Origin of the sequence: Rothia sp. P7181 (assembly GCF_048513015.1) — a bacterium.
In the GTDB taxonomy this organism is placed as follows: Bacteria; Actinomycetota; Actinomycetes; order Actinomycetales; family Micrococcaceae; genus Rothia.
This window is the reverse complement of sequence record NZ_JBLXXZ010000010.1, coordinates 43,751-65,105: the sequence shown is the minus strand read 5'-3', so window position 1 is coordinate 65,105 and position 21,355 is coordinate 43,751. Positions and strand designations below refer to the sequence as shown.

17 protein-coding genes are annotated in these 21,355 nt (G+C 48.6%); 13 read left to right on the top strand and 4 right to left on the bottom strand.

Features of this window, described 5'->3' with window-relative positions; translation table 11 throughout:
- The first annotated feature begins 17 nt into the window (after positions 1 to 17).
- On the top strand, positions 18 to 1,169 hold the full coding sequence (locus tag ACN08Z_RS06295) for a D-alanine--D-alanine ligase family protein (protein WP_419103712.1): 1,152 nt from the start codon (positions 18 to 20) through the stop codon (positions 1,167 to 1,169).
- Between the two features lie 86 nt (positions 1,170 to 1,255).
- On the opposite strand, the gene ACN08Z_RS06290 is transcribed toward ACN08Z_RS06295, so the two are convergent.
- The gene (locus tag ACN08Z_RS06290) at positions 1,256 to 1,783 is read right to left on the bottom strand and encodes a DUF3515 domain-containing protein (RefSeq protein ID WP_419103711.1); all 528 of its coding nucleotides are present in this window, start codon (positions 1,781 to 1,783) and stop codon (positions 1,256 to 1,258) included.
- A gap of 120 nt (positions 1,784 to 1,903) precedes the next feature.
- Between ACN08Z_RS06290 and ACN08Z_RS06285 the strand changes: the two genes are divergently transcribed.
- From ACN08Z_RS06285 to mutM, 10 genes are all read left to right on the top strand, one after another.
- Entirely contained in the window at positions 1,904 to 3,010 is a 1,107-nt protein-coding gene (locus tag ACN08Z_RS06285) for a hypothetical protein (protein ID WP_419103710.1), read from the top strand.
- Positions 3,007 to 4,077, top strand: a complete 1,071-nt coding sequence (locus ACN08Z_RS06280) for a thiamine-phosphate kinase (RefSeq protein ID WP_419103709.1) — start codon at positions 3,007 to 3,009, stop codon at positions 4,075 to 4,077. Before ACN08Z_RS06285 ends, ACN08Z_RS06280 begins: the two co-directional genes overlap by 4 nt.
- A 96-nt stretch (positions 4,078 to 4,173) precedes the next feature.
- On the top strand, positions 4,174 to 5,055 hold the full coding sequence (locus ACN08Z_RS06275; RefSeq protein ID WP_419103708.1) for a DAK2 domain-containing protein: 882 nt from the start codon (positions 4,174 to 4,176) through the stop codon (positions 5,053 to 5,055).
- Positions 5,052 to 7,499 carry an ATP-dependent DNA helicase RecG gene (locus tag ACN08Z_RS06270; protein ID WP_419103707.1) on the top strand — a complete coding sequence of 816 codons (2,448 nt, stop codon included), beginning with the start codon at positions 5,052 to 5,054 and terminating at the stop codon, positions 7,497 to 7,499. The genes ACN08Z_RS06275 and ACN08Z_RS06270 overlap by 4 nt, the downstream gene beginning before the upstream one ends.
- 65 nt (positions 7,500 to 7,564) lie before the next feature.
- Positions 7,565 to 8,134, top strand: coding sequence for a 16S rRNA (guanine(966)-N(2))-methyltransferase RsmD (gene rsmD, locus ACN08Z_RS06265; RefSeq protein ID WP_419103706.1), 570 nt, complete (start codon positions 7,565 to 7,567; stop codon positions 8,132 to 8,134).
- 51 nt (positions 8,135 to 8,185) lie between these two features.
- On the top strand, positions 8,186 to 8,671 hold the full coding sequence (gene coaD, locus ACN08Z_RS06260) for a pantetheine-phosphate adenylyltransferase (protein ID WP_419103705.1): 486 nt from the start codon (positions 8,186 to 8,188) through the stop codon (positions 8,669 to 8,671).
- Between the two features lie 183 nt (positions 8,672 to 8,854).
- On the top strand, positions 8,855 to 9,334 hold the full coding sequence (locus ACN08Z_RS06255; RefSeq protein ID WP_419103704.1) for a YceD family protein: 480 nt from the start codon (positions 8,855 to 8,857) through the stop codon (positions 9,332 to 9,334).
- A 37-nt stretch (positions 9,335 to 9,371) separates the two neighbouring features.
- Positions 9,372 to 9,575 (top strand): 50S ribosomal protein L32, encoded by a 204-nt coding sequence (gene rpmF / locus ACN08Z_RS06250; protein ID WP_419101406.1) that lies wholly within the window; start codon positions 9,372 to 9,374, stop codon positions 9,573 to 9,575.
- 7 nt (positions 9,576 to 9,582) lie between these two features.
- On the top strand, positions 9,583 to 10,269 hold the full coding sequence (gene rnc / locus ACN08Z_RS06245; protein ID WP_419103703.1) for a ribonuclease III: 687 nt from the start codon (positions 9,583 to 9,585) through the stop codon (positions 10,267 to 10,269).
- A 4-nt stretch (positions 10,270 to 10,273) separates the two neighbouring features.
- A complete protein-coding gene (gene mutM / locus ACN08Z_RS06240; protein ID WP_419103702.1) occupies positions 10,274 to 11,254 on the top strand; it encodes a bifunctional DNA-formamidopyrimidine glycosylase/DNA-(apurinic or apyrimidinic site) lyase in 981 nt (326 codons plus the stop codon).
- 37 nt (positions 11,255 to 11,291) lie between these two features.
- Here mutM and ACN08Z_RS06235 read toward each other — a convergent pair whose 3' ends face one another.
- From ACN08Z_RS06235 to ACN08Z_RS06225, 3 genes are all read right to left on the bottom strand, one after another.
- Complete coding sequence (locus ACN08Z_RS06235; protein WP_419103701.1) at positions 11,292 to 12,362, bottom strand: NAD-dependent epimerase/dehydratase family protein; 1,071 nt, start codon at positions 12,360 to 12,362, stop codon at positions 11,292 to 11,294.
- Positions 12,356 to 15,040 (bottom strand): alpha/beta fold hydrolase, encoded by a 2,685-nt coding sequence (locus ACN08Z_RS06230; protein WP_419103700.1) that lies wholly within the window; start codon positions 15,038 to 15,040, stop codon positions 12,356 to 12,358. Before ACN08Z_RS06230 ends, ACN08Z_RS06235 begins: the two co-directional genes overlap by 7 nt.
- A gap of 119 nt (positions 15,041 to 15,159) precedes the next feature.
- The gene (locus tag ACN08Z_RS06225; RefSeq protein WP_419103699.1) at positions 15,160 to 16,191 is read right to left on the bottom strand and encodes a 3-oxoacyl-ACP synthase III; all 1,032 of its coding nucleotides are present in this window, start codon (positions 16,189 to 16,191) and stop codon (positions 15,160 to 15,162) included.
- Positions 16,192 to 16,441: 250 nt separating this feature from the next.
- Between ACN08Z_RS06225 and smc the strand changes: the two genes are divergently transcribed.
- Complete coding sequence (gene smc / locus ACN08Z_RS06220) at positions 16,442 to 19,894, top strand: chromosome segregation protein SMC (protein WP_419103698.1); 3,453 nt, start codon at positions 16,442 to 16,444, stop codon at positions 19,892 to 19,894.
- Between the two features lie 72 nt (positions 19,895 to 19,966).
- Positions 19,967 to 21,331, top strand: a complete 1,365-nt coding sequence (locus ACN08Z_RS06215) for an MFS transporter (RefSeq protein ID WP_419103697.1) — start codon at positions 19,967 to 19,969, stop codon at positions 21,329 to 21,331.
- The last annotated feature ends 24 nt before the right edge of the window (positions 21,332 to 21,355 follow it).

Genomic DNA, 21,355 nt, shown 5'->3' with positions numbered 1-21,355 from the left:
GACTTTGAGAGAGTTACATGTCTAATAGCACCATCACCAAACCCACCGTTGCAGTACTTGCCGGTGGAACATCTTCAGAACATTCCGTGTCTCTTGTGAGCGCATCGGGTGTACTCAACGCCATTGATACTCAAACCTACGATGTTGTCGTTATCGGCATCACCGAAGAAGGCCGCTGGTATTTAAGCTCCCCTGAAGAAATCAACAAACTCGTGAACGAAGCGGCACAAGAAACAGCTCGAACAGGTGAAGAAGTCAAAGCGTACTTCCGCGGTTCACAAGAACAAGTTTTCCTACCCCTTGGTGAAGGCGACTCAAAGCTTCGTCTATGCTCAGAAGGCGCCACAGAATTTCGTCTAGGCCCTAGCATCGACGTCGTATTCCCCGTCCTGCACGGACCCTTTGGCGAAGACGGAACGGTGCAAGGTCTCCTCGAAAGTGCAGGCCTCAAATACGTTGGATGTGGTGTTGCATCTTCTGCTATCGGTATGGATAAGCACTTCATGAAAGTTGCGTTCGAATCTGCTGGACTGGATGTTGGACCCTACGTTGTAGTAACACACCGCCAATGGGCAATGAACCCCAAACAGGCTCGACAAGAGATTAACAAACTCGGATACCCCGTGTTCGTCAAACCAGCGCGTGCTGGTTCCTCCTACGGAATTAGTAAAGTTGACAGTGAAGCAGACCTAGACGCCGCTATTGCCGAAGCACAAAAACACGACCCCAAAATTATTATTGAAGCAGGTATTGACGGTCGAGAACTCGAATGTGCCGTACTTGAAGTATCTTCTGCAGAACAGCCCATCAGTTCATGCGTCGGAGAAATCGTCAAAGAAGGTCAAACCTTCTACGACAGCACAGAAAAATACGATCCTAAAAGTAAAACCAAAACAGTGTGCCCTGCCGAACTAGATGAAGACGCTCAAACACGTCTTCGTGCTCTAGCAGTTCAAGCCTTCCTCTCTTTAGATTGTGAAGGTCTTGCTCGTGCAGACTTCTTCTACACTCAAGAAGGAAAACTCATCATCAACGAAGTGAACACAATGCCCGGTTTTACCCCTATTAGCATGTACAAAATCATGTGGGAAAAAACTGGACTCAAATACACAGAACTCGTAGATCGTCTCATCAAATTAGCACTTGAACGCGAACTCGGTCTACGCTAAAAATAAAGCGTGCCACGATAACAGCTAATACGCTACTTATCAGGAGTTTGGCGAACACAAAAAGTTCGCCAAACTCCTGATAACGTTTAAGATTCTAAACGAAGCTCATCGCTAAGATTCGTACACGCCTTAGTTTGGGGGAGTTGCTTGACCGCAGAACTAAGGTGAACTAATAACGTTGAAGAAGAAATTTTGTCGGCGTCAAAAGTGATACGTATAGCAGGTGAACGCCCGAAAGTTGTAGCATCCCACGTTCCAGTTGCCTGCTGAACCGACTGCTGAGCCTGTTCTTGCTCTTCTGCAGGTTTAAGAATCCAATCCACACCATTGACAGATACACAAGGATCTGACACCGGCTCTTGTACGATCACACCACATTTGAGGACAACAACACTGGGATCACCCCACGCTGTTGTTGCTTGAGCAGTCGTCTCACGTTGAGAAAAACCACCAATTTCTTGAGGCATCGCCACCATCGCATAGGCACAACGTGGGTTGGCTGCATCTTCTGCAGGAGTAAGGTACACCGCACCAGCACCGCACCCACTGAGCGGCATCGTCGCTAAACAGAGTGCAGAGGTGATACGAACAGAGGTTTTCTTCAAGATACTCACGTTCTCATTCTATCGTTGTGCTCAAGAAAATACCTCTTCACACTACTCGCGTACCCTCCCCGACACCTGATAGTGTGGGTAAAAGCTTGAGAACTTATCAAGAGAGTGAAGGAGGTTCACATGTCTAAACAACACAATATTGTGATGGTCAGCGTCGGTACTTTATGCGCATTAGCTATGTCTTTTATGACGTTCCCAGCAGACGCCCAAGACGCTTTACCTCCTACTGTTGAACCCTCTGCATCCCCCACAGAGCTACCACTGATTCCACTCAACCCGCCTATAATACATAATCCCACCGAAGAACCCACCACACCTGTCAGCGAACAACCTGCACCACCGGTAATCACCGAACCGACAACAACACCATCTGCACCTTCTGATGGCGACGACTTTCCTTTCCCCGAAACTTCATCACCAGCACCTGAAACCACTCAACCGAGTGAACCAACAGAACCTAACCAGCCTCAAGAACCACCAACACCTGAAACAACTCAACCGAGTGAACCAACAGAACCCAGCCAGCCTCAAGAACCACCAACACCACAAAATCCTGATGATGGAATCGGCTCAGGCGCAAACATTACCCCTGCACCGCCCCAAACCTCAGAACCAACAGCCACACCCTCACCAGCTGAAACAACAACACCCGAGCACAACGATCTGCCAACTCGTGGACAAGAAGAGAACACCACCCCAGACCTCTCACAAGAACAGGTCATACCTCATACCGAGGAAGCCACCCAACAGCTTCACCAATACGAGACTATTACACCCGAACTTCCTAACAACACACCTCACAACGAGCTACTTGAAGAAGCTACTCAAGGCAGAACCTTCTCTATGCAAGAACAGCTCAATAGCTTAGGAACACCACTAGAACCGTCGTTTTCGGCAGAAACAAACTCCACCGGAAAAAACGTGCCGAACTCTTCCCCTAACGACCGAAAAAACGCTCAACCTAGCACCGCAGAATGGGTGAAAGACTACCTCAATAACAACCATAAAACTGCTTATACCGAAAAGAACGCTCAACGTTTAGGCGTATTCGGCACTGAATCTGCAGAACATAGCTCAAATACGGTGACTGCTTCAAGTGCACGCACCCGCGGTAAAGCCATCATCGAAGGGTACACACCCACCGTCCTATTCTCTCTTTTTGGACTTGGCGGAATCTTCTACGTGATCCGTCAATTTATGCGCGAATCAACATCTAAAGACTTATGAACCTTACCTCGCACGTCAAAGACTTTAACGAAGAACAACTCTTAGACATGTTCTTACCCATCTTTGAAGAACACAACCAACGTGTTGCACAAAGACTCGAAAAGGTTCACAAACCGAACCCCTGTATTCTTGGTGCAGGAGATGACAGCGCCATCTTCTCTTTTAACCAGGGGCTAACCGTGATGAGTGTTGATACTCAAACAGAGAATCAAGACTTTCGCACCCAATGGGTGAGTGGCCACCAAAGTAGCGGATACGATGTCGGCTGGAAACTCGTCGCCCAAAACATTGCAGATATTGTGGCCATGCGTGCAGTACCTCAAACGCTATTGATAAGTCTTAGCCTTCCACCGCAGACGCCTTGCCAATGGTTACAAGACTGCGCACATGGAATTGTCGATGCTTTATCTCATCACGAAGCTGAAGAATGCACAATCTCTGGGGGAGACCTTGGCGCATCAACAGAAATATCTATTACCGTCACCGCGGTAGGACGGTGCCTAGGCGAACCGGTACGACGCAATAACGCACGTCCTGCCGACATTATCGCCGTTGCTGGTGAACTTGGCACTGCCGCTGCGGGGCTTGCTCTCCTTGATAGTCCCGAATTTTTAGGGGTTAATAACCCTGCATTATTAGACCTTGTATATACCCAAAAACGTCCCAGCACGCCTCTAACACTTGGGTTATCTGCAGAAACTGCTCATTCCATGATGGACATTTCAGATGGGCTTATCCGTGACGGGCAACGTATCGCCAAAGCGTCAAAAGTCTCGATGGATTTCTCTCTTGACCTTCTAGAAAAAGACCTGAAGAAGCTTCTCCCTGCCGCCCAGTGGCTCTGCCAACATACTCAAAAATACGCAACGTACACCCCCGAGCATCTGGCGAAGCAATGGGTTCTATACGGGGGAGAAAATCACTCTATGTTGGCAACTTTTTCATCGTTAGAAAAGCTCCCTCAAGGTTTTAGAGCCGTTGGCATATGCACTATTGCCACCTCCACGCCACAAATTTTTATTAATCACGAACCTGCAACAGAATACGGGTGGGATCACTTCTCATAACCTTGCACCTTATGGAAAATAAAGATTATGGTTCTGCCTGATACGTTTCTATAATGTCTCTTAGATAACGCACCATCCACACTTGAGGAAGAGTCAATGAGCGCGATGAAGAACACTCTCAACGTCATGTCTGTGTGGCCTCAATGGTGTCAAGAATCTACACAAATATTGAGTAGATACTGCCAACAACTCAACGACATTAATTTCTTCCCCGTCCCTGATAGCGATACTGGTTCTAACCTACTAGCTACCTGCCGTACTCTTTGCGAACATCTACACAACGGATGCGACCCCACGCACGCCACACAAGAAACCTTACGGACAAGCCGCGGCAACTCCGGAACATTACTCTCAGCATGGTTTAACGCTCTGACCCGCTCGCTAGGAAACGACGGAGAACTCACACCCGAAGCGTTGCATCTTGGATTATTTATCGCTCAAGAACACGCCCACGCCACCATGATAGAACCTGCCGAAGCAACTATGCTCACGGTCATGTCGGATATTGCGCGGGCACCTATTGCAACCTCGCATATTGAAGAACACGTGTTCTTCCTCGCCGAATGCGCCTATCAGAGCGCCGCCTCAACCCGCCACGTGCACGGTAGTGCAGATGCTGGGGCAGTCGGACTGTTCTTGGTTATCAACGCGCTCAGTAGCGTGTTAAACGGAAAAAGCATCGACGAGACAACGACGAACGACCTGTTTCAAATACCTGCCGAACTACTCGGTGAGCCGGATACACCGTCTGATGAACTGCGCGAACTCCTTTGCGAAATAGCGTTACCCCTAGAAAAAATGATGTTTTTGCGTTCACAATTAGAAGTATCTGGTCAGAGTCTGGCTATCGCTATGATTGATCAAACAGAGCACATCCCTCATTGGCGTATCCACATTCACGTGAAAGACCCACAACAGGTGAAAGAACTTCTCGAACAATACGGCACCGTTGAGAACCTCGAAATCCTAGCACTATGACTAAAACACCCAACGAACAGCAAGAACTCACCCAAAAAATTCACCAAAAATACCACCAAGAAGCACGCCTAGAGAACACAAAACTTAGCGTCTACCTCGGAAAAACTCTTGCCGCGCAATTATCAAAACACCTCGGCCTGCACACCGTTGAAGAACTGCTCAACTACCACCCCAAAAAATACCTCCCACGAGGCAAACTCACGCCCTTCTCAGAACTAGAATACGAACAAGACGTCACCCTCATGGCACAAGTGGTTGACGTCCGTACTCGATCCATGCGCTCTCGTCGAGGTTCTATCACCGAAATTATTATTAGTGACCAACTCTCTGACGAAGAAGACCATAACGACGAAGCGCCCCTTGGCACCGTCTACAGTTACCGAACCCAAAAACCCAGCCATCCGCTACTCACAGGTTCTGCCAGTGGATACTCTGATAGCTACGGTACGTTACCCTCACCAGCACACCAACTACACGGATACGCTCACCCCAGTAACGCCCACCGTATGACCCTCACCTTCTTCAACGCGTGGTCTGCAGCACGCGATATGAAAACAGGAGACCACGTCCTCTTCTCTGGAAAAGTAGGTGCCTACAAAGGAGAACTGACCCTCACCAACCCCCACTATGCTGTGATCAGCGAATATCATCGTGCTACCGGAGACAACGTCTCATCACACGCCTACACTCAAGCACACGCACCCATTCCCGTCTACCGCGCAAACGCTAAATTTCCAACCGATAGAATCAGCGCCGCTATCGCAGAACTCCTTGACCACGCGCCATTATCTGAGCTAGAAGACCCACTCCCACCAGAAACACGACACAAACGAAAAATACCCACACTGGCATGGACATACCGTGCTCTACATACCCCCGATAGTGACGACACCTGGAAACAAGCCCAACATTCCTTACGCTATCGAGAAGCTTTCATCCTCCAAAGCGCACTAGCTCGTATCCGCGCTCAACGCGCAGAACACACCACCGACTCGTGGCCATACCTCAAAAACGGGTACGCACAACGTCTTCTCGAACTCTTGCCCTACCAACTAACAGACGGGCAAAAAAATGTAGGAGAAGAAATACGTCAAGACCTCAGCCAACGCACCCCCATGAATCGCCTGCTACAAGGCGACGTCGGCTCCGGAAAAACCGTTGTTGCACTACGGGCCATGCTCCAAGTCATAGACTCCGGCGGACAAGCCGCAATGCTTGCCCCCACAGAAGTCCTTGCCGAACAACACTACCAATCTGTGTGCGAAATCCTACGCCCGCTCACCAGCCACAACAACGATAAACCACCTGTTCACGTGCGTCTGCTCAAAGCGTCCATGCCTGCCGCCGAGAAAAAACAGGTTCTTCTTGACATCGCATCTGGTGCAGCGGACATCGTCATTGGAACGCACGCCCTGCTGAGCACTGACGTACATTTTGCACGATTAGGTTTAGCCGTTGTCGACGAACAACACCGTTTCGGCGTTGAACAACGTGATAGCTTACGCAACGCAGACGGAGAACTACCACACCGTTTAGTCATGACAGCAACACCCATTCCGAGAACCGTTGCCATGACAGTTTTTGGCGACCTCGATATTTCTGTACTCGACCAACTACCAGCAGGACGCCAAAAAATTAAAAGTGTTGTTGTTCCTCTTACAGAACATCCACGCTGGGAAAAACGCCTCTGGGAGCGCGCTCGCGAAGAAATTGATGCTGGACATCAGGTGTATGTCGTTGTTCCTAAAGTTGGTGAGGACACCTCTGATGATGAGACATCTTCTGGTGCTGAACATCTTTTCTCGACAGATCAGGGTAGTTCTCAGAAGAAACTTCATTCTGCGATAGAGGTTCTCGAGAAACTTTCTCATATGCCGGTACTTTCTGGTGTGCGTATCGATATGCTGCATGGGCGCTTGGATACTCAGACAAAAGCTCATGTGATGCAGAGCTTTAGTGACGGCGATATTCAGCTTTTAGTGTGTACTACTGTTGTTGAAGTTGGTGTTAACGTCCCGAATGCGACGCTGATGATTATTTTGGATGCGGATCGTTTTGGTATTTCCGGTTTACATCAGCTTCGTGGACGTATTGGGCGTGGACAGCTTCCGGGAACCTGCCTTTTAGTGACAGAACAAGAGCAGGGGAGCCCGTCACGAGATCGTTTAGATGCGGTAGCTTCTACAACAGACGGTTTTGAGCTTTCAAAGATTGACTTACGTCAGCGTCGTGAAGGCGATATTCTTGGTGCCGCCCAATCGGGCAAAAAGAGTACCCTCAAATTGTTAAGAGCTATTGATGACGCCGACATTATTGAAAAAGCTCGTGAAGACGCTCGTTCACTCATTGAAGAAGACCCTACGCTAGGTAAACATCCTGATGTTGCTCGATGGATTGAACGTTTTGTGGGTGCGGAACATGAACAATTCCTCTCACGAGGATAACTCAAGAGGGTTTTATATGATGGTTGATGTACGTTTACGGTTTAAGTTATGGAGGGCAGAAGATCATGAGCAGAATTATTGCTGGTCAATGCGGTAGTTTGACGTTGGCACACGTACCAGGGAATAAGACGCGTCCGACAACAGACCGTGTGAAAGAGTCTTTATTTTCTCGTTTAGAGGGGTACGAAGTTTTATCGCAGGGGCGTGTACTTGATTTATTTGGTGGCTCTGGTGCTTTAGGGTGTGAATCCCTAAGTCGTGGTGCTCGCCATGTAGATTTTGTAGATTCGTCTTCAACGGCTATTGCGACGATTCGTGAAAATGTGGCGCGTGTTTCTCAAGGGTTGAATTCTGCTGCGTCCACCATGATTTATACATCGGATGCCCAACGTTTTTTGGAGCGTTATCAGGGGGAGCCGTGGGATGTTGTTTTTGTGGATCCGCCTTATGATATGCCTAATGAGCAGGTGCACACACTTTTATCTCTCATCAAAGAGCATCTAAGTGATGATGCGGTTGTTGTGGTTGAGCGTTCTTCACGTATGGAGCCGGTAGAGGTTCCTGCTGGGTTAGAGGAGTTCCGCCAGAAAAAATATGGTGAGACTATTCTGTACTACGTGCAGTTAGTATCGTAGAGAGTTTTCTCGATACTGTTCATGGGTGCTCTCACTGTTAGGCTATAGGGTATGCAACTAGTTATTTGTCCCGGCTCTTACGACCCTATTCATAACGGGCATGTTGATGTGATTACTCGTGCCGCTAAAATCTATGGCAACGTGATTGTTGCTGTTGCCCGTAACTCTGCGAAGTCGTATCTTTTTAGCGATGAGGAGCGTGTGGCGCTGGTTCAAGAGACTTTTGGTTTTTTGGACGGCGTGAGTGTGGAGTTGATGCCTTCTATGCTCCTTGCTGATTATGCGAAGTCTCGTGGCGCGCATTTAATCGTTAAAGGTGTCCGTAATTCTTTAGATTGGCAGTATGAGTCTCAGATGGCTGTGATGAATCGTCATCTAAGTGGTGTGGAGACAAGTTTTTTGGTCTCGGATTCGCGGTATTCTCAGCTGTCGTCGACGCTTGTTCGTGATGTTGCCCGTTATGGGGGACAGCTCGATTCTTTTGTGCCTGTGCCGGTGCAGCGTGCTTTAACACAGAAAATATCACAAGAAAAGTGAGCTTAACAGCACATTAATGGTGCTTGAATAGAATCTGTGAAGCTGGAATAGTTGCTATGTAGCCGAACTGCAACTAGAGTTTGTAGTTGGTCAAAACTTATCATAAGGGAGTTCGTCATTTCACGAAAAGATTCATCGCCCCTAAAGGTTTCTGTTCGGAACCTGAGTCATCAACCTGGGACCATGGAAACCCTCGATAAAGTGATACCAGCGCCAAAGGATTTTGGCAATGCTCTGATCGGAGCGGAAGAAGGTTCGGACATTGAGCTCAATCTCCGACTAGAATCCGTTGTAGATGGTATTCTGGTTAGTGGCACTGCAACCGCCGACATGAGCGGTGACTGCAGTTTATGCCTTGATCCGGTTTCTGAAACCGTGTCAGCAGATATTCAAGAGCTCTTCGTCTTTGAGAAGGCACCCGCTGGTGGCCCAGAAGATGAAGAAGATGAGCAGTACACGGTAGAGGGCGATTATATCGACCTTGAACCGGCTCTACGGGACGCAGTCATTTTACAACTGCCGTTCCAGCCCCTTTGTAAGGACTCTTGTCAGGGATTGTGTTCCGAATGCGGAATCCGCCTGGAAGAAGAGCCGGGGCATCACCATGAGGTGCTTGATCCGCGCTGGAGTGCTTTAACAGGCATGTTCAACGAGGATAAATAAACTTAATAACCGTATTTTCTAGAGAAGAGAGATAGCTGTGGCTGTTCCCAAGCGGAAAATGTCCCGTGCTAACACCCGCGCACGCCGTTCCCAGTGGAAGGCGTCCGTACCTCAGCTGGTTAAGACCGTTGAAAACGGTCGCGTAACCTATTCTTTGCCTCACCAGGCAAAGCTAGTTACTGACTCTGCAGGTAACGCCTTGTTCTACGAGTACAAGGGTCGCAAGGTAGCTGACGCGTAAAGTTAGTATGAATAACTCTGATTCATCAGAATTGTTGAAACGTCTCGGTCTCAATATTGATACCGAGACGTTTCAGCAAGCACTCGTACACCGTTCCTACTCTTTTGAGAACCCTGGAACACCCCACAACGAAAGACTAGAGTTCCTTGGCGACTCCGTCCTTTCACTGGCTATTGCCGAAGATGTTTATCGTCGTTTCCCTAACGAACCCGAAGGGGAACTTGTACGCCGACACCATGTTGTTGTCTCATCGTGGGCACTAGCAAAAGTTGCACGAACCCTGAACCTCGGGTCTTACCTCTGGTTAGGAAAAGGCGAAGAAAAAACTGGCGGAGCAGATAAAGACTCCATTCTCGCCGATACCCTCGAAGCCATCTTTGGAATGTGCTATATCACCCTCGGTCGTGACCGTGCCCGCGACCTCGTCCTTGAACTCATCGCACCCATGCTCGATGACCAAGAAATTCTTGACGCCGGACGAGACTGGAAAACCGAACTTCAAGAAATTGTACAATCCCAAAAACTCGGGGACATCCGCTACGAAGTGTCTGTATCCGGTCCAGAACACGCACCCGAATATACTGCTACCGTTCACATTGGTGGCACCACCTACGATCAAGGTGTCGCAAGCTCCAAAAAAGAATCAGAACGTCTAGCTGCACAAAAAACCTGTAAAGAACTACGACCAAACTAGCAGGATGCCTGAACTACCCGAAGTTGAAGTCGTACGCTGTGGAATGCTCACACACGCCCTCGGCAAACGTATTACAGACGTCCGTATTCATGACACCCGCTCTATTCGCCGTAGTGAGCATACCGCTGAAGAATTTACGGGCACGCTCAAAGACACCATCATTACTGACGTCGTGCGACGCGGAAAATACCTCTGGATTATCCTCGAAAACGCTGATGGTATCCGTCTTCAAACAGCTCTTGTCATACATCTAGGGATGAGCGGTCAAGTCCTTTTTAAAACCTCAGAATTCCCGCCAGAAAAACACCTCAAAATCACGGTAACTCTAGGGAATCAAGACCATCACTCCATAGCAGAACCTGCTACTGAACAGCTACGTTTTGTGGATCAAAGAATTTTTGGCGGAATGTATCTTGATACGCTCGTACCCGTATCGGATACACAACAACACCCTGTATCCGCATCCAGCGCAAGCACATTATCGTTACCGTATATTCCGCGAAGTCTGAACCATATTGCACGAGATCCTTTAGACACGAATTTTGATATTGACGAGCTGCGACAGAAAATGCTCAAAACATCTACCGCCATCAAACGTCTACTACTGGACCAATCAACTATTTCAGGAGTTGGCAATATTTACGCTGACGAAGCGCTATGGCGAGCGCGTCTTCACTACGCGAAACCAGCGAAAACTATGAGCATGGCAAAGACCCGAGAACTCGTTCACTCAATACAAGAGGTCTTCTCACAGGCTTTAGAAGCTGGAGGAACCAGTTTTGACGCCCTCTATGTCAACGTTAATGGGGAATCTGGGTATTTTGATCGTTCTTTAAACGCTTATGGACGTGAAGGTCAGCTGTGCTACCGGTGCCAAGAAAATGGGGTAGAGAGCACCATCATTCGTGAGGTGATGATGAAACGGAGCTGTTATCGTTGCCCGAGATGCCAACGTGCCCCGCGTCAAAAGAAAACTTCATCGTAGAGAAGTGCCCTGAAGCAGATACGCTTCAGGGCACTTTTTAGTGTCGGTATCGGTCTTGATAGAACTGCGCTAACCGTTCGTATCCTTCTTCTAACGATACTTTGGGTGCCCAATCGAGGAGTTTTTGGGTTCGCCGTTGGTCAAACCAATGAGCAGTTGATAACTGTTCTGCTAAGAAACGTGTCATGGGTGGTTCGTCTTCTCCAGGGTATTTTTCCCATACTTTCTCGATGATGCTACCGAGGGCGCGGGCTAATGTTGCTGGTACAGAGCGTTTGGGTGGTTCAATACCCACGGCCGTGCACATGTGGTGGATGATTTCTGCTACCGGTCGCGGCTGTCCGTTAGTAATCACGAGTGCTTGTCCCTGAATATTCTCTAAGCGTTCATATCCGGTGACGATAGCGTCTACCGCATTGTCAATATAGGTGGTGTCAATGAGTGCTGTACCGTCGTTCAGCAGGGGGAGCCTTCCTGCTGCAGCTCGTTCTAAGACACGTTCAACAAGTTGCGTATCGGATGGGCCCCACACAATATGTGGTCGTAGCGCTGCCGTGTGGAAGCGTTCACTATTTTCTGCGAGTACGAGGTGTTCGGCAATAGCTTTTGACCGCGCATAATATCCTCTGGTGTGTTCTGGGGCGGCGGCAGTATTATCTGCTCCCATAAAAGATACTCCCGTGTGAGCTACGGAGGGCGAAGAAATATACAAAAAACGGGTGATTGGGTGATGTGCCGCGGCTTGAAGAAGGTTCTGTGTGCCTTGAACGTTCGTCTGATAAAACTCTTCCCACGTTCCTGTAAAGGATACTTTAGCAGCTAGATGAACGACTCCATCACAACTGTTGATAGCTTCTTCTAAACGGTTCTTATCACTTAAATCGGTGCGTACTTGTGAAAGGTTTTGAGCTAAAGCCGGTGGTAATATCTTCTGAAGCTGCGCATCGCGGCGTTGAAGCAGGCGTACCTGATATCCGCGTCGTAAAAAGTCGAGGGCAACTTCTCGACCTAACAACCCTGAAGCGCCGGTCACAAGGACACGCTCTTGACGTTCTCTCACCGGCGCAATGTGTGGTAAGCGACGTAAAGAAACCGGTGTTTTTACCACAATATTTTCGCTTTCTCTCCAGAGAGAACTTTCTTTGCCCACTGTGCCAGTAATGTACGGTCAATTTTTGAGTTATGACGGATATCGGTTGGGTGCTCTTTCACGGCAAGTACCGCGCAGAGGTTAATTCCGGTTTCCTCAAACACTCGGTTACGAATTTTTTGTGTCAGCTTTACACTGGCAAGACCATTTTTACGGGTCTGTGGGTCTGTCTCCACCACCGCAACAGCTTGAGCGCAACCGGCAGGGCCAACAGGCACGACCGCTGCACGTCGTACGCCCATAATTTTTTCGGCGGCATGCTCAGCAGCTACAGGGGTGAGTATCCCTTGAGCACTCAACATAATATGTGAGAGTCTTCCTTCAACCCATAGTCTACCGTGCTCATCTAAATGCCCCACATCTCCGGTATGGTGCCAGCCCGGTGTTGCTATTGACTGGTTTTCTGCGATCCACAGTCTGTCGTAGCGGTCTTTGACGTGTGGTGCACGCACAAGAATCTCACCGGTCACACCGGGGTCTTGATGATGTTCTACTCCCGCTATACCGTTTTTGTCTAGCGGAGCTATACTCACCTGTGCACCCGCTATCGGCGTACCAACACAGACACCATTTCCTGCACCGACAACATTCTTGGAGAGGGCGTCGGCATTTGCCTGCTGTATCTGTTCGTAGGATATATCTGTGATGGGTAGAGCCTCTGTCATACCGTAGGGGGTGTGAATACTTGCATGTGGAAGAATCGCATGAACAGCTTCTAAGAGCGAGGTGTTCAATGGGGCACCAGCAGAAAGTACGGTACGTACCTGAGCTAAGGCATGCTTTTCTTGTTCACCTAATGAGGTGGAGGTTCTGACCACATTCATTAATGCGGCAGGGGAGAGGAACACCGTTTGCGCTGAAATTGCCTCTACCGCGTGGGCTAATGCTGAGGCGGTAAGAGTTTTAGGTTGGGTGACGTCCATCGTAGGAGTCACGCTCGTAATGCCAAGGGCTGGTCCTAATAAGGCAAAGGGTGCGAATCCTGCAACAAGTCCCGTATTTTGGTGCAAATGATAAGTGCTCATAATAGCATTTCGCATCGCGCTCAACTGTTGTTGAGTGTAGAGCACTCCCTTAGCTGGCCCTGTTGAACCCGAAGTGTATAGCACTGCTGCATGCTCTTGAGCATCTCGAACGGGTCGAGGTCGAACACTAGTATCGGTAAAATCTGCCAGAGTCGCTCTAACACCAAGAACTTTTTTCATCACACCGGTGAGTGGCTCCGCCGAGATTCTGAACCCTGGCCAACCGAAAGTCTTTGCCGCTACTAACGCTTGAGGAATACCAATCAGATAATCTGGTCTTGCCCCCTTCAGCGCCCGAGTCAGGCCTTTGGTCCCAAGACCAGTATCAGCAACAACAACGATAGCCCCAATTTTCAAACACGCATAAATGCAGGTTGTCAGTAGTGCGCCGGGAGGAATCATCAAATTCACTCGTGACTGAGGTCGAACACCTAAATCTTCAAGCCCATTAGCAACACGTTCTACATTCTGAGCAAGTTCTGCCCACGTATAGTGGCGTGCTATGCGCGTAGAATCTTTAGGGTGCATATCGACAACAGCTAGCGTCTTTTCTTCACGCCGTTGTTCCAGTTGTGCGCCCATGGGAACAAAACTTTCAGCATGAACGTGCTCCGCACGGCGTTGAACATGCTGCTGACGTAACGTGTATTCCTGCACGAAATGTTCATGAAGCCATTCAAAAAATGGGGTAGCAACATCTTGGTCTTCCATCACCAAATGTGAAGAATTCTCATAACAATGAACATCTGCATGCGGCATTCTGTGCATCAAATCTGCCAAATAATGACGTGTAAAGACAGGATCCTGAACACCCCATTGAAAAAATGCGGGTACGTGAAGATGCCGGATACCCTCTGCAATACGTTGCATCATCAGATAGGAGGGGCTTTGAGGTGTTGCCGGTATATCGGCAACAAAATTGCGGATACCCTCACGAAGACTCGACGACGTATAAGGCGAACGGTACGTTGCACGAACCTGCTGAGATAATCGGTTTTGCCCCGCCAACGATAACGTCACATCTAAGAACGCGGTACTTTTTTGTGTTCCCCAACGGTGTACACCTGGAGTAAGGGCAACCTGTAATGGTGCTGGAATAGCTGAACCTTCTGCATGAAAGACCGCAGTATTTGTTAATAAGATTCCACTCAAAATATTTTGGTGTTCTAAAGCCCACCCCAAAGAGACTAAACCACCCCAGTCATGGGCAAGAGTCACTACCGGTTGCGTCGTATCATCTAATCCGATTGTTTTCGTAAAATCTGAGAGGTCTTGCACCCTGTCTTCAAGACGGCGCACCGTGCCGGTACGCTCTGAATAGCCCATATCTAGCTGATCAACAGCAATAACACGCCACCTATTCTCAGGCAGAGCACCGGTTTGAAGGATATCCCTCCAAAGATATGACCATGTGGGGTTTCCATGAACGGCAAGAATTGTGCCCACCGGCTCTAAAGAATTCTTCTCCAACGTTGGAAGATTATCCAGATAACTCCAAGAACGTACCTGACCACTATCTACAGGGGCAGTAGAGCACACCTCAAGACGATGCAACCATTGAGGATCAACACCGGGCCATTGTTCGACAGAAGGAAAAAGAGAATGAGTCACGGTAGCAGAACCTTTCATGGAGTTTCTTCACCCCAGCTATGTAGGGAAAGAGGAGCCTCCTCACGGGGGAGAAGGATAGAAAACTATTATTCTTTTTGAGATACAAGAACAGGGCAGAACTACCAGTTAATTTCCATTAACGACGTATTCAACCCAGAACCAACACCCATACATAAAATACGATCCCCAGCACGATAAGTGGGTGCTTCTTGCGCTAACGTCATAGGCAAAGCAGCCGCCGCAACATTGCCCCAATACGGGAACGTCATCGGAATCTTTGCCGAATCAATACCGACAGCTTCAATAATGGCGTTTGTGTGAGCATTAGAAATCTGATGTGTCACATAAGAATCCATATCAGTCCAATCCCACCCACGATGATGAGCTTCTTCCCACGTTTGAGCAACCAATTCTAAGCCGTGCTTTAACAGTCCAGCTGCGTCAGTGTTCATCCCCTCAGCAGCATTCCCACCGATACAAAGATGACGGTGCTGGGTACCAGCACGAGAAACAGAACCTACCAGTCGATGCCCCTGAGGGTGCAAACTATGGCGACCTAAAACAGCTGCTGCCGCCCCCGAACCAAGAGTTAACGTCGCAAATTGTGCGAGTACGTCCTCACGCGTTGTCTCAGGCTTATCTAAAATTCGTAATGCTGTCTCATGCCACGGTGAAGGATCTTCCCCCGCAACTACCAACGCATAATCAATAGCATGAGCATCAATCATGGTAGCGGCAACCGTCATCGCGTTAACAAACCCTAAACACGCATTAGTCATATCGAACTCTAAGGCGTGTGCCGGAAGCCCTAAACGATCATGAATGCCCACAGCAACGGCCGGTTCAAAATGGTCTCGGGTGACAGAAGCATTAATCATCAAACCAATACGCTCGCTAGAAATACCAGCAGCATCTAACGCCTTCTGCGCCGCAGAAACAGCACCATCTTCAAAGGTCATCTGCGCACCCCATGAACGACGCTCAGAAATACCCGCTAAACGCTCTAACAGCCCCTTCGGCAACTTCAAACGTTGATACGTTTTAGAGAGCTTCTCATCAAAATAGGTTGAGGTAACAACCTCAGAAGGAATCTCATGTTCAATGGATAATAACGCCACATCAGAATGACGGATATCAGAGTTAGCGGTCAATGCGATACTTGCTTTCGTCCACGTTCGGGGTGTATGTCTTAGACTTATCTATGAAAAGAACATCTCATAAACCCACAACAAACACCAGGGGAGAGGAAACCCTTGATGGCAACCTATGAGAACATTCTAGGTGTCAAAAACACCTCTAGTACATATTTAGCTCAAAGGATAATCTCACACTATATGTACTAGTAAAGAATGAAATTTTCTGAACACTACCAACCTCTAGCACCTTGGAGAAAGGAATCCTGTGCGCCTGATCTCTATGACCTTACGCGGATTCAAATCCTTCGCCTCAACAACGGTCTTTAACTTCAACGACGGCATCAACGCCATCATCGGACCTAACGGCTCAGGTAAATCCAACGTCGTAGACGCGCTCCTCTGGGTACTAGGAGAACAAGGCAGCAAAAACCTCCGTGGCTCCGCCATGCAAGACGTCATCTTCGCCGGAACAACACACAAAAGTCCACTCGGACGAGCCAAAGTTACCCTCGTCCTCGACAACTCAGAACACGAACTACCCCTACCACACAGCACTGTCGAAATATCACGAACCCTCTTCCGAGGAGGCGGCTCAGAATACGAAATTAACGGTGCCACCGTACGACTGAGCGACATCCAAGAACTCTTCAACACCGCCTCCATCGCCAAAGGAGAACACTCCATCATCGGTCAAGGACATATCGACAAAGTCCTACAATCCTCAGCTACCGAACGACGAGCCCTCATCGAACAAGCAGCCGGAATTCTCACCTATCGTCGCCGAGCAGAAAAAACAGAACGCAAACTCCACGCGATGAAAGCCGACCTCAACCGTCTCGAAGACCTCAACAAAGAACTCACCAACCAGCTCAAACCGCTCGGAGAACAAGCCACTAACGCCCGCACCGCCTACGAAATCCAAGCACAGATACGAGAACTACGCGAAAAACTTCTCGCACACCAAGCCTTCACACAACACCAAGAACACACCCAACACGAAGAGCTCTACCAAAAAAAACACACACAACACCGAAAACTAACCGAAACCCTCAACACCTGCCACAACAAGAAAACACAACACCACACCCTGCGCACAGAACTAGACCAACACCGCCAAGAACACTACGAGAACCTCCAAGAACTCGAAAAAATCATGGCAGCAGCACAATCCCTCAAAGCGCTCGCACAGGAGAGAAGTCGCGCCACCGAGAAAAATAACTCCCTTGAAAGCTACCAGCAACATCTTCAACGCACCGAAGAATCCATCGCCCACGAAAAAGCAGAAGAACAGCAATTACGCCAACACTGTGAAGAACTGGAACACACCCTACAAGAGCTCACACAACGATACGAACGACAACACCAAAAACTAGAACAGTGCCAAGAACAGATACAACAACAGCAACAACGTCAAAAAGAGCATCAAGAACAGCTCACCCGAAACATTACTGAACGAGCCAGCTTACGCGCTAAATATGAAAGAATCCGCGCCGAACATCAACGCTACCGAGAAGAACTCGACAATGCTCAAACACAGCGCCAAGACTATGCCCAAAAACTTGAACAGCTCACACACACCTTGCAAGAGCACACAAAAACTCTTCAAGATGAGGAAAAACAACAGCAACAGCTCCGTGTAGAACGCGAAGAATACGCTCACAAAAGCAAACAGAGTAGAAACCTTTGCACACAACGCTCCATCACCGTACATACCCTGCAAGCTAGTATTGCCAGCCTTGAACAGCTCCTACAAACACACCACGAGAGCAAACCTGAACATACTGGCAAACCTTTGCACACCCTCATACACATTAAAAGCGGGCAAGAACGAGCAATAGCTCACGCCTTAGGAGCCTACGCACAAAGCTACCTCTACGAAAAACCCACCTACAACACTGCCCATAACACCATCTTTACCCCCAGTTCTCCAACGCCTCCCACAAAAAACCTCAAGGGACTAACACCTGCCATACAATACGTGACCACAGAAAATACCACCGCACAACACGTACTCCAACAAGCACTAGCTAATATCTACCTCACCGAAGAGTTCACCACAGAAAATCAAGAACTGCTAGAAGAACACCCGCACATCACCATCTACGATATTCGTGGGCGACGCTACAGTAACTACAGCTACAACACCGCTGAGCTAGAAGATAATCACCTCGAAATAGCAGCACGGGTTACAACACTCACACAAGAACTCAAAGAAGCAGAAATACTAGAAGAAGAAGCCCAAAAACAACACCGCGCCCACACCCAAAAACTTACTCAACTCAAAGAGCAAGAACACGAGCTTGCACGACGTCTCGGAAACACCCAAAAAACTATTTACCGTTTAGAAACAGAACAGGCTCAGCTCACCACACAACACCAGCACGAACAAGAACAACACCAATACCAGCAGAAAAAACTTGCACGATACCGTGTTGAAGAACAAGAACACGCACAATTACTAGAACAACTCAACCACAACATTGCTGTACTACAAAAACAACAACCTACTGACAACCCGCAACAACTCGAAGAGCAGAACACTCTCAAAGAAGAGCTCGAACATCTCACCCAAGAACGGACCATTGCTCAAAACTCACTCAGCCACACTCAACGGTATCTGCTGCTGAACCGCGAGAAACGCCAAGAGCTAGAAACACACCTCAACACACTTCAAGAACACACCGCACAAGAACAACACCACGAACAACAACGCCTACTCCAACAACAACGAGCGCGTACCGTGGCACGATGTGCCCAAAAACTCTTAGAAAAACTCACCCAAGAACGCAACAATCAAGAGCAAAAATACCGTGCTATCACCGAAGAGCTCAAAGCTCTCACCCACACCTGCCAAAACGTTGAAGACCAGTTAGCAGATATTACACACCAACATCAAACGCTGAGCAATACCTTACAAAAACTCACCCTCACACAAGCTCAAAGTAGTATTCGCTATGAAAATCTCAATCAACGTATCGGAGAAGAACTCGGCTGCACCCTTGAAGAACTCATCGAAACCCACCACGACTATCTTGCCCATCATGCACCCGAAACCTCAGAACTTGAGAAGAACCTGCACCAAGAACAACAACGTCTCAAAGCACTAGGAACCGTCAACCCTCTGGCTTTGGAAGAATACCAAGCCTTAGACGAACGTCAACAATACCTGCACACACAAATTACTGATATGAAAAAGTCGAGAGCAGCAATGCGCTCTCTCATTGCAGAGCTAAACCGTCACATGAAAACCGCCTTTGTCGAAGCCTTCGAACAAACAAAAGACGCCTTTGAAAGGATTTTTGCAGAATTATTCCCCGGTGGTGAAGGCACCTTAGCTCTCACCGACGACGAAGACTTACTTAACTGTGGAATAGAGATTCATGCACGCCCTGCCGATAAAAAAGTGCAAAGACTCTCCCTGCTCTCTGGAGGGGAACGGGCGCTGGCCTCTTTGGCATTAGTCACCGCAATTTTTGAGGCTAGACCTGCACCGTTTTACGTTCTTGACGAAGTAGAAGCTGCTTTAGATGACCGTAACCTCTCACGCGTACTACCCGTTTTTGAACGTCTAGGTCAGAAAAGCCAACTGCTCATTATTACGCATAAACCTCGTACCATGGAAATTGCCCAAACCCTCTACGGTATCACCATGTTCCAAGGCATCAGTAATGTGATAAGCCAAGATGCTCAAGCGATTCGCAATGCTTTAGAATCCTAGAGAGTGAAGAGCTGCCGCCTCATACACTTCACATCGTCCTAAACATTTTTAAGGAGAGTAAGATAAAGAACCATGTCTGATTCCTACCAACGTAATAATCATCTTGATACTGGTGCAATTCCTATCACGGCGGCGCACCCGACAGCAGCTCGCCAATATCAAAATCTTTCTGAAACTAGCACTTCTCAGAAACGTTCAAAAACTCCCATCCCGGGGCCTTTGAAAGTTCTTATTCTCGCTGCGTTTGTGATTGCGTTAGGTTTTGGACTCATCGCCCCAGTACTTCCTCGATACGCGGCAAGCTTTGATGTGGGTGTACAAGCAGCTTCTGCTGTGGTGAGCATGTTCGCTGCAACTCGTCTATTATTCGCTCCAGCATCTGGAAAACTTGTTTCTCGTTGGGGGGAGCGGCCCATCTATATGGCGGGTCTTATCATCGTTGCCTTAGGCTCACTGGGCGTTGCCATCTCATGGAGTTACCCTGTTCTGATGGCATTTCGTGCATTGGGCGGTATCGGCTCTGTCATGTTTACCGTCTCTGCCATGGGACTGCTTGTACGTTATTCTCCTGCTCATCTGCGCGGAAAAATTTCTGGTTACTACGCAACCGCCTTCCTCATCGGTAACATCTTAGGGCCAGTAGTAGGTTCTCTTATGGTCGGACTAGGAATGCGTCTGCCCTTCGTTATCTATGCGGTCGTGCTATTCATCGCCTGTATTCTGGTGTTTTTCTACCTTAAAGAAGCCCAATATGCTGGTTCCATTCCGCCTAAAACACAACCCGAGCTATCTCTCAAAGATGCGTGGAAGTTCACGAACTTTCGTGCTGGTCTAGGCACAAACTTTGCCATCGGGTGGGCGGCGTTAGGTTTGCGGGTGGCGTTAATGCCTCTTGCTGCTGTAGCCCTTTTAACGAGTTACCATCAGGGAGAACATTACGACCCTGATCATGGCGGAATTGTTCTTGCCGGTTTGGCTATGGCATTTTATGCTGGCGGTAACGCCATCACCCAAAATATTTCGGGGCGTTTTTCTGATAAACACGGCCGCCGAAACCTCATTTTCTATGGTCTACTTCTTGCCGGAGTTTCTACGATTTTAGTGGGACTTTCTGGTTCCCCCGTACTCTTTATCATCTTCTCTATCACCACGGGTATCGGCACGGGAGTGCTCGGACCATCGTTACAGGCCGCTGTCGCCGATATCGTCGGTAATGAACGCTCTGGCGGTACAGTCCTTGCAACCTATCAGATGTTCGCCGACCTTGGACAAATTGTCGGGCCACTACTTGCAGGATGGATTGCCGACCATTGGGGATATAACTGGGCATTTGGTATCTCGGGTGCACTATTGCTGGTGATGATGCTTGGATGGTTACCTTGGCGTTCTCCACGTTTCCCGAAAGAACTCGCTGAAACTGGGTACACCGGCCGATAAAAACTGTGAAATACCGTGACAGGG

Excerpts from the sequence above, each read along its gene's own strand:
- ACN08Z_RS06295 (WP_419103712.1), top strand. The coding sequence starts at position 18 with ATGTCTAATAGCACCATCACCAAACCCACCGTTGCAGTACTTGCCGGT.
- ACN08Z_RS06285 (WP_419103710.1), top strand. The coding sequence starts at position 1,904 with ATGTCTAAACAACACAATATTGTGATGGTCAGCGTCGGTACTTTATGC.
- ACN08Z_RS06280 (WP_419103709.1), top strand. The coding sequence starts at position 3,007 with ATGAACCTTACCTCGCACGTCAAAGACTTTAACGAAGAACAACTCTTA.
- ACN08Z_RS06275 (WP_419103708.1), top strand. The coding sequence starts at position 4,174 with ATGAGCGCGATGAAGAACACTCTCAACGTCATGTCTGTGTGGCCTCAA.
- ACN08Z_RS06270 (WP_419103707.1), top strand. The coding sequence starts at position 5,052 with ATGACTAAAACACCCAACGAACAGCAAGAACTCACCCAAAAAATTCAC.
- rsmD (WP_419103706.1), top strand. The coding sequence starts at position 7,565 with ATGAGCAGAATTATTGCTGGTCAATGCGGTAGTTTGACGTTGGCACAC.
- coaD (WP_419103705.1), top strand. The coding sequence starts at position 8,186 with ATGCAACTAGTTATTTGTCCCGGCTCTTACGACCCTATTCATAACGGG.
- ACN08Z_RS06255 (WP_419103704.1), top strand. The coding sequence starts at position 8,855 with ATGGAAACCCTCGATAAAGTGATACCAGCGCCAAAGGATTTTGGCAAT.
- rnc (WP_419103703.1), top strand. The coding sequence starts at position 9,583 with ATGAATAACTCTGATTCATCAGAATTGTTGAAACGTCTCGGTCTCAAT.
- mutM (WP_419103702.1), top strand. The coding sequence starts at position 10,274 with ATGCCTGAACTACCCGAAGTTGAAGTCGTACGCTGTGGAATGCTCACA.
- ACN08Z_RS06215 (WP_419103697.1), top strand. The coding sequence starts at position 19,967 with ATGTCTGATTCCTACCAACGTAATAATCATCTTGATACTGGTGCAATT.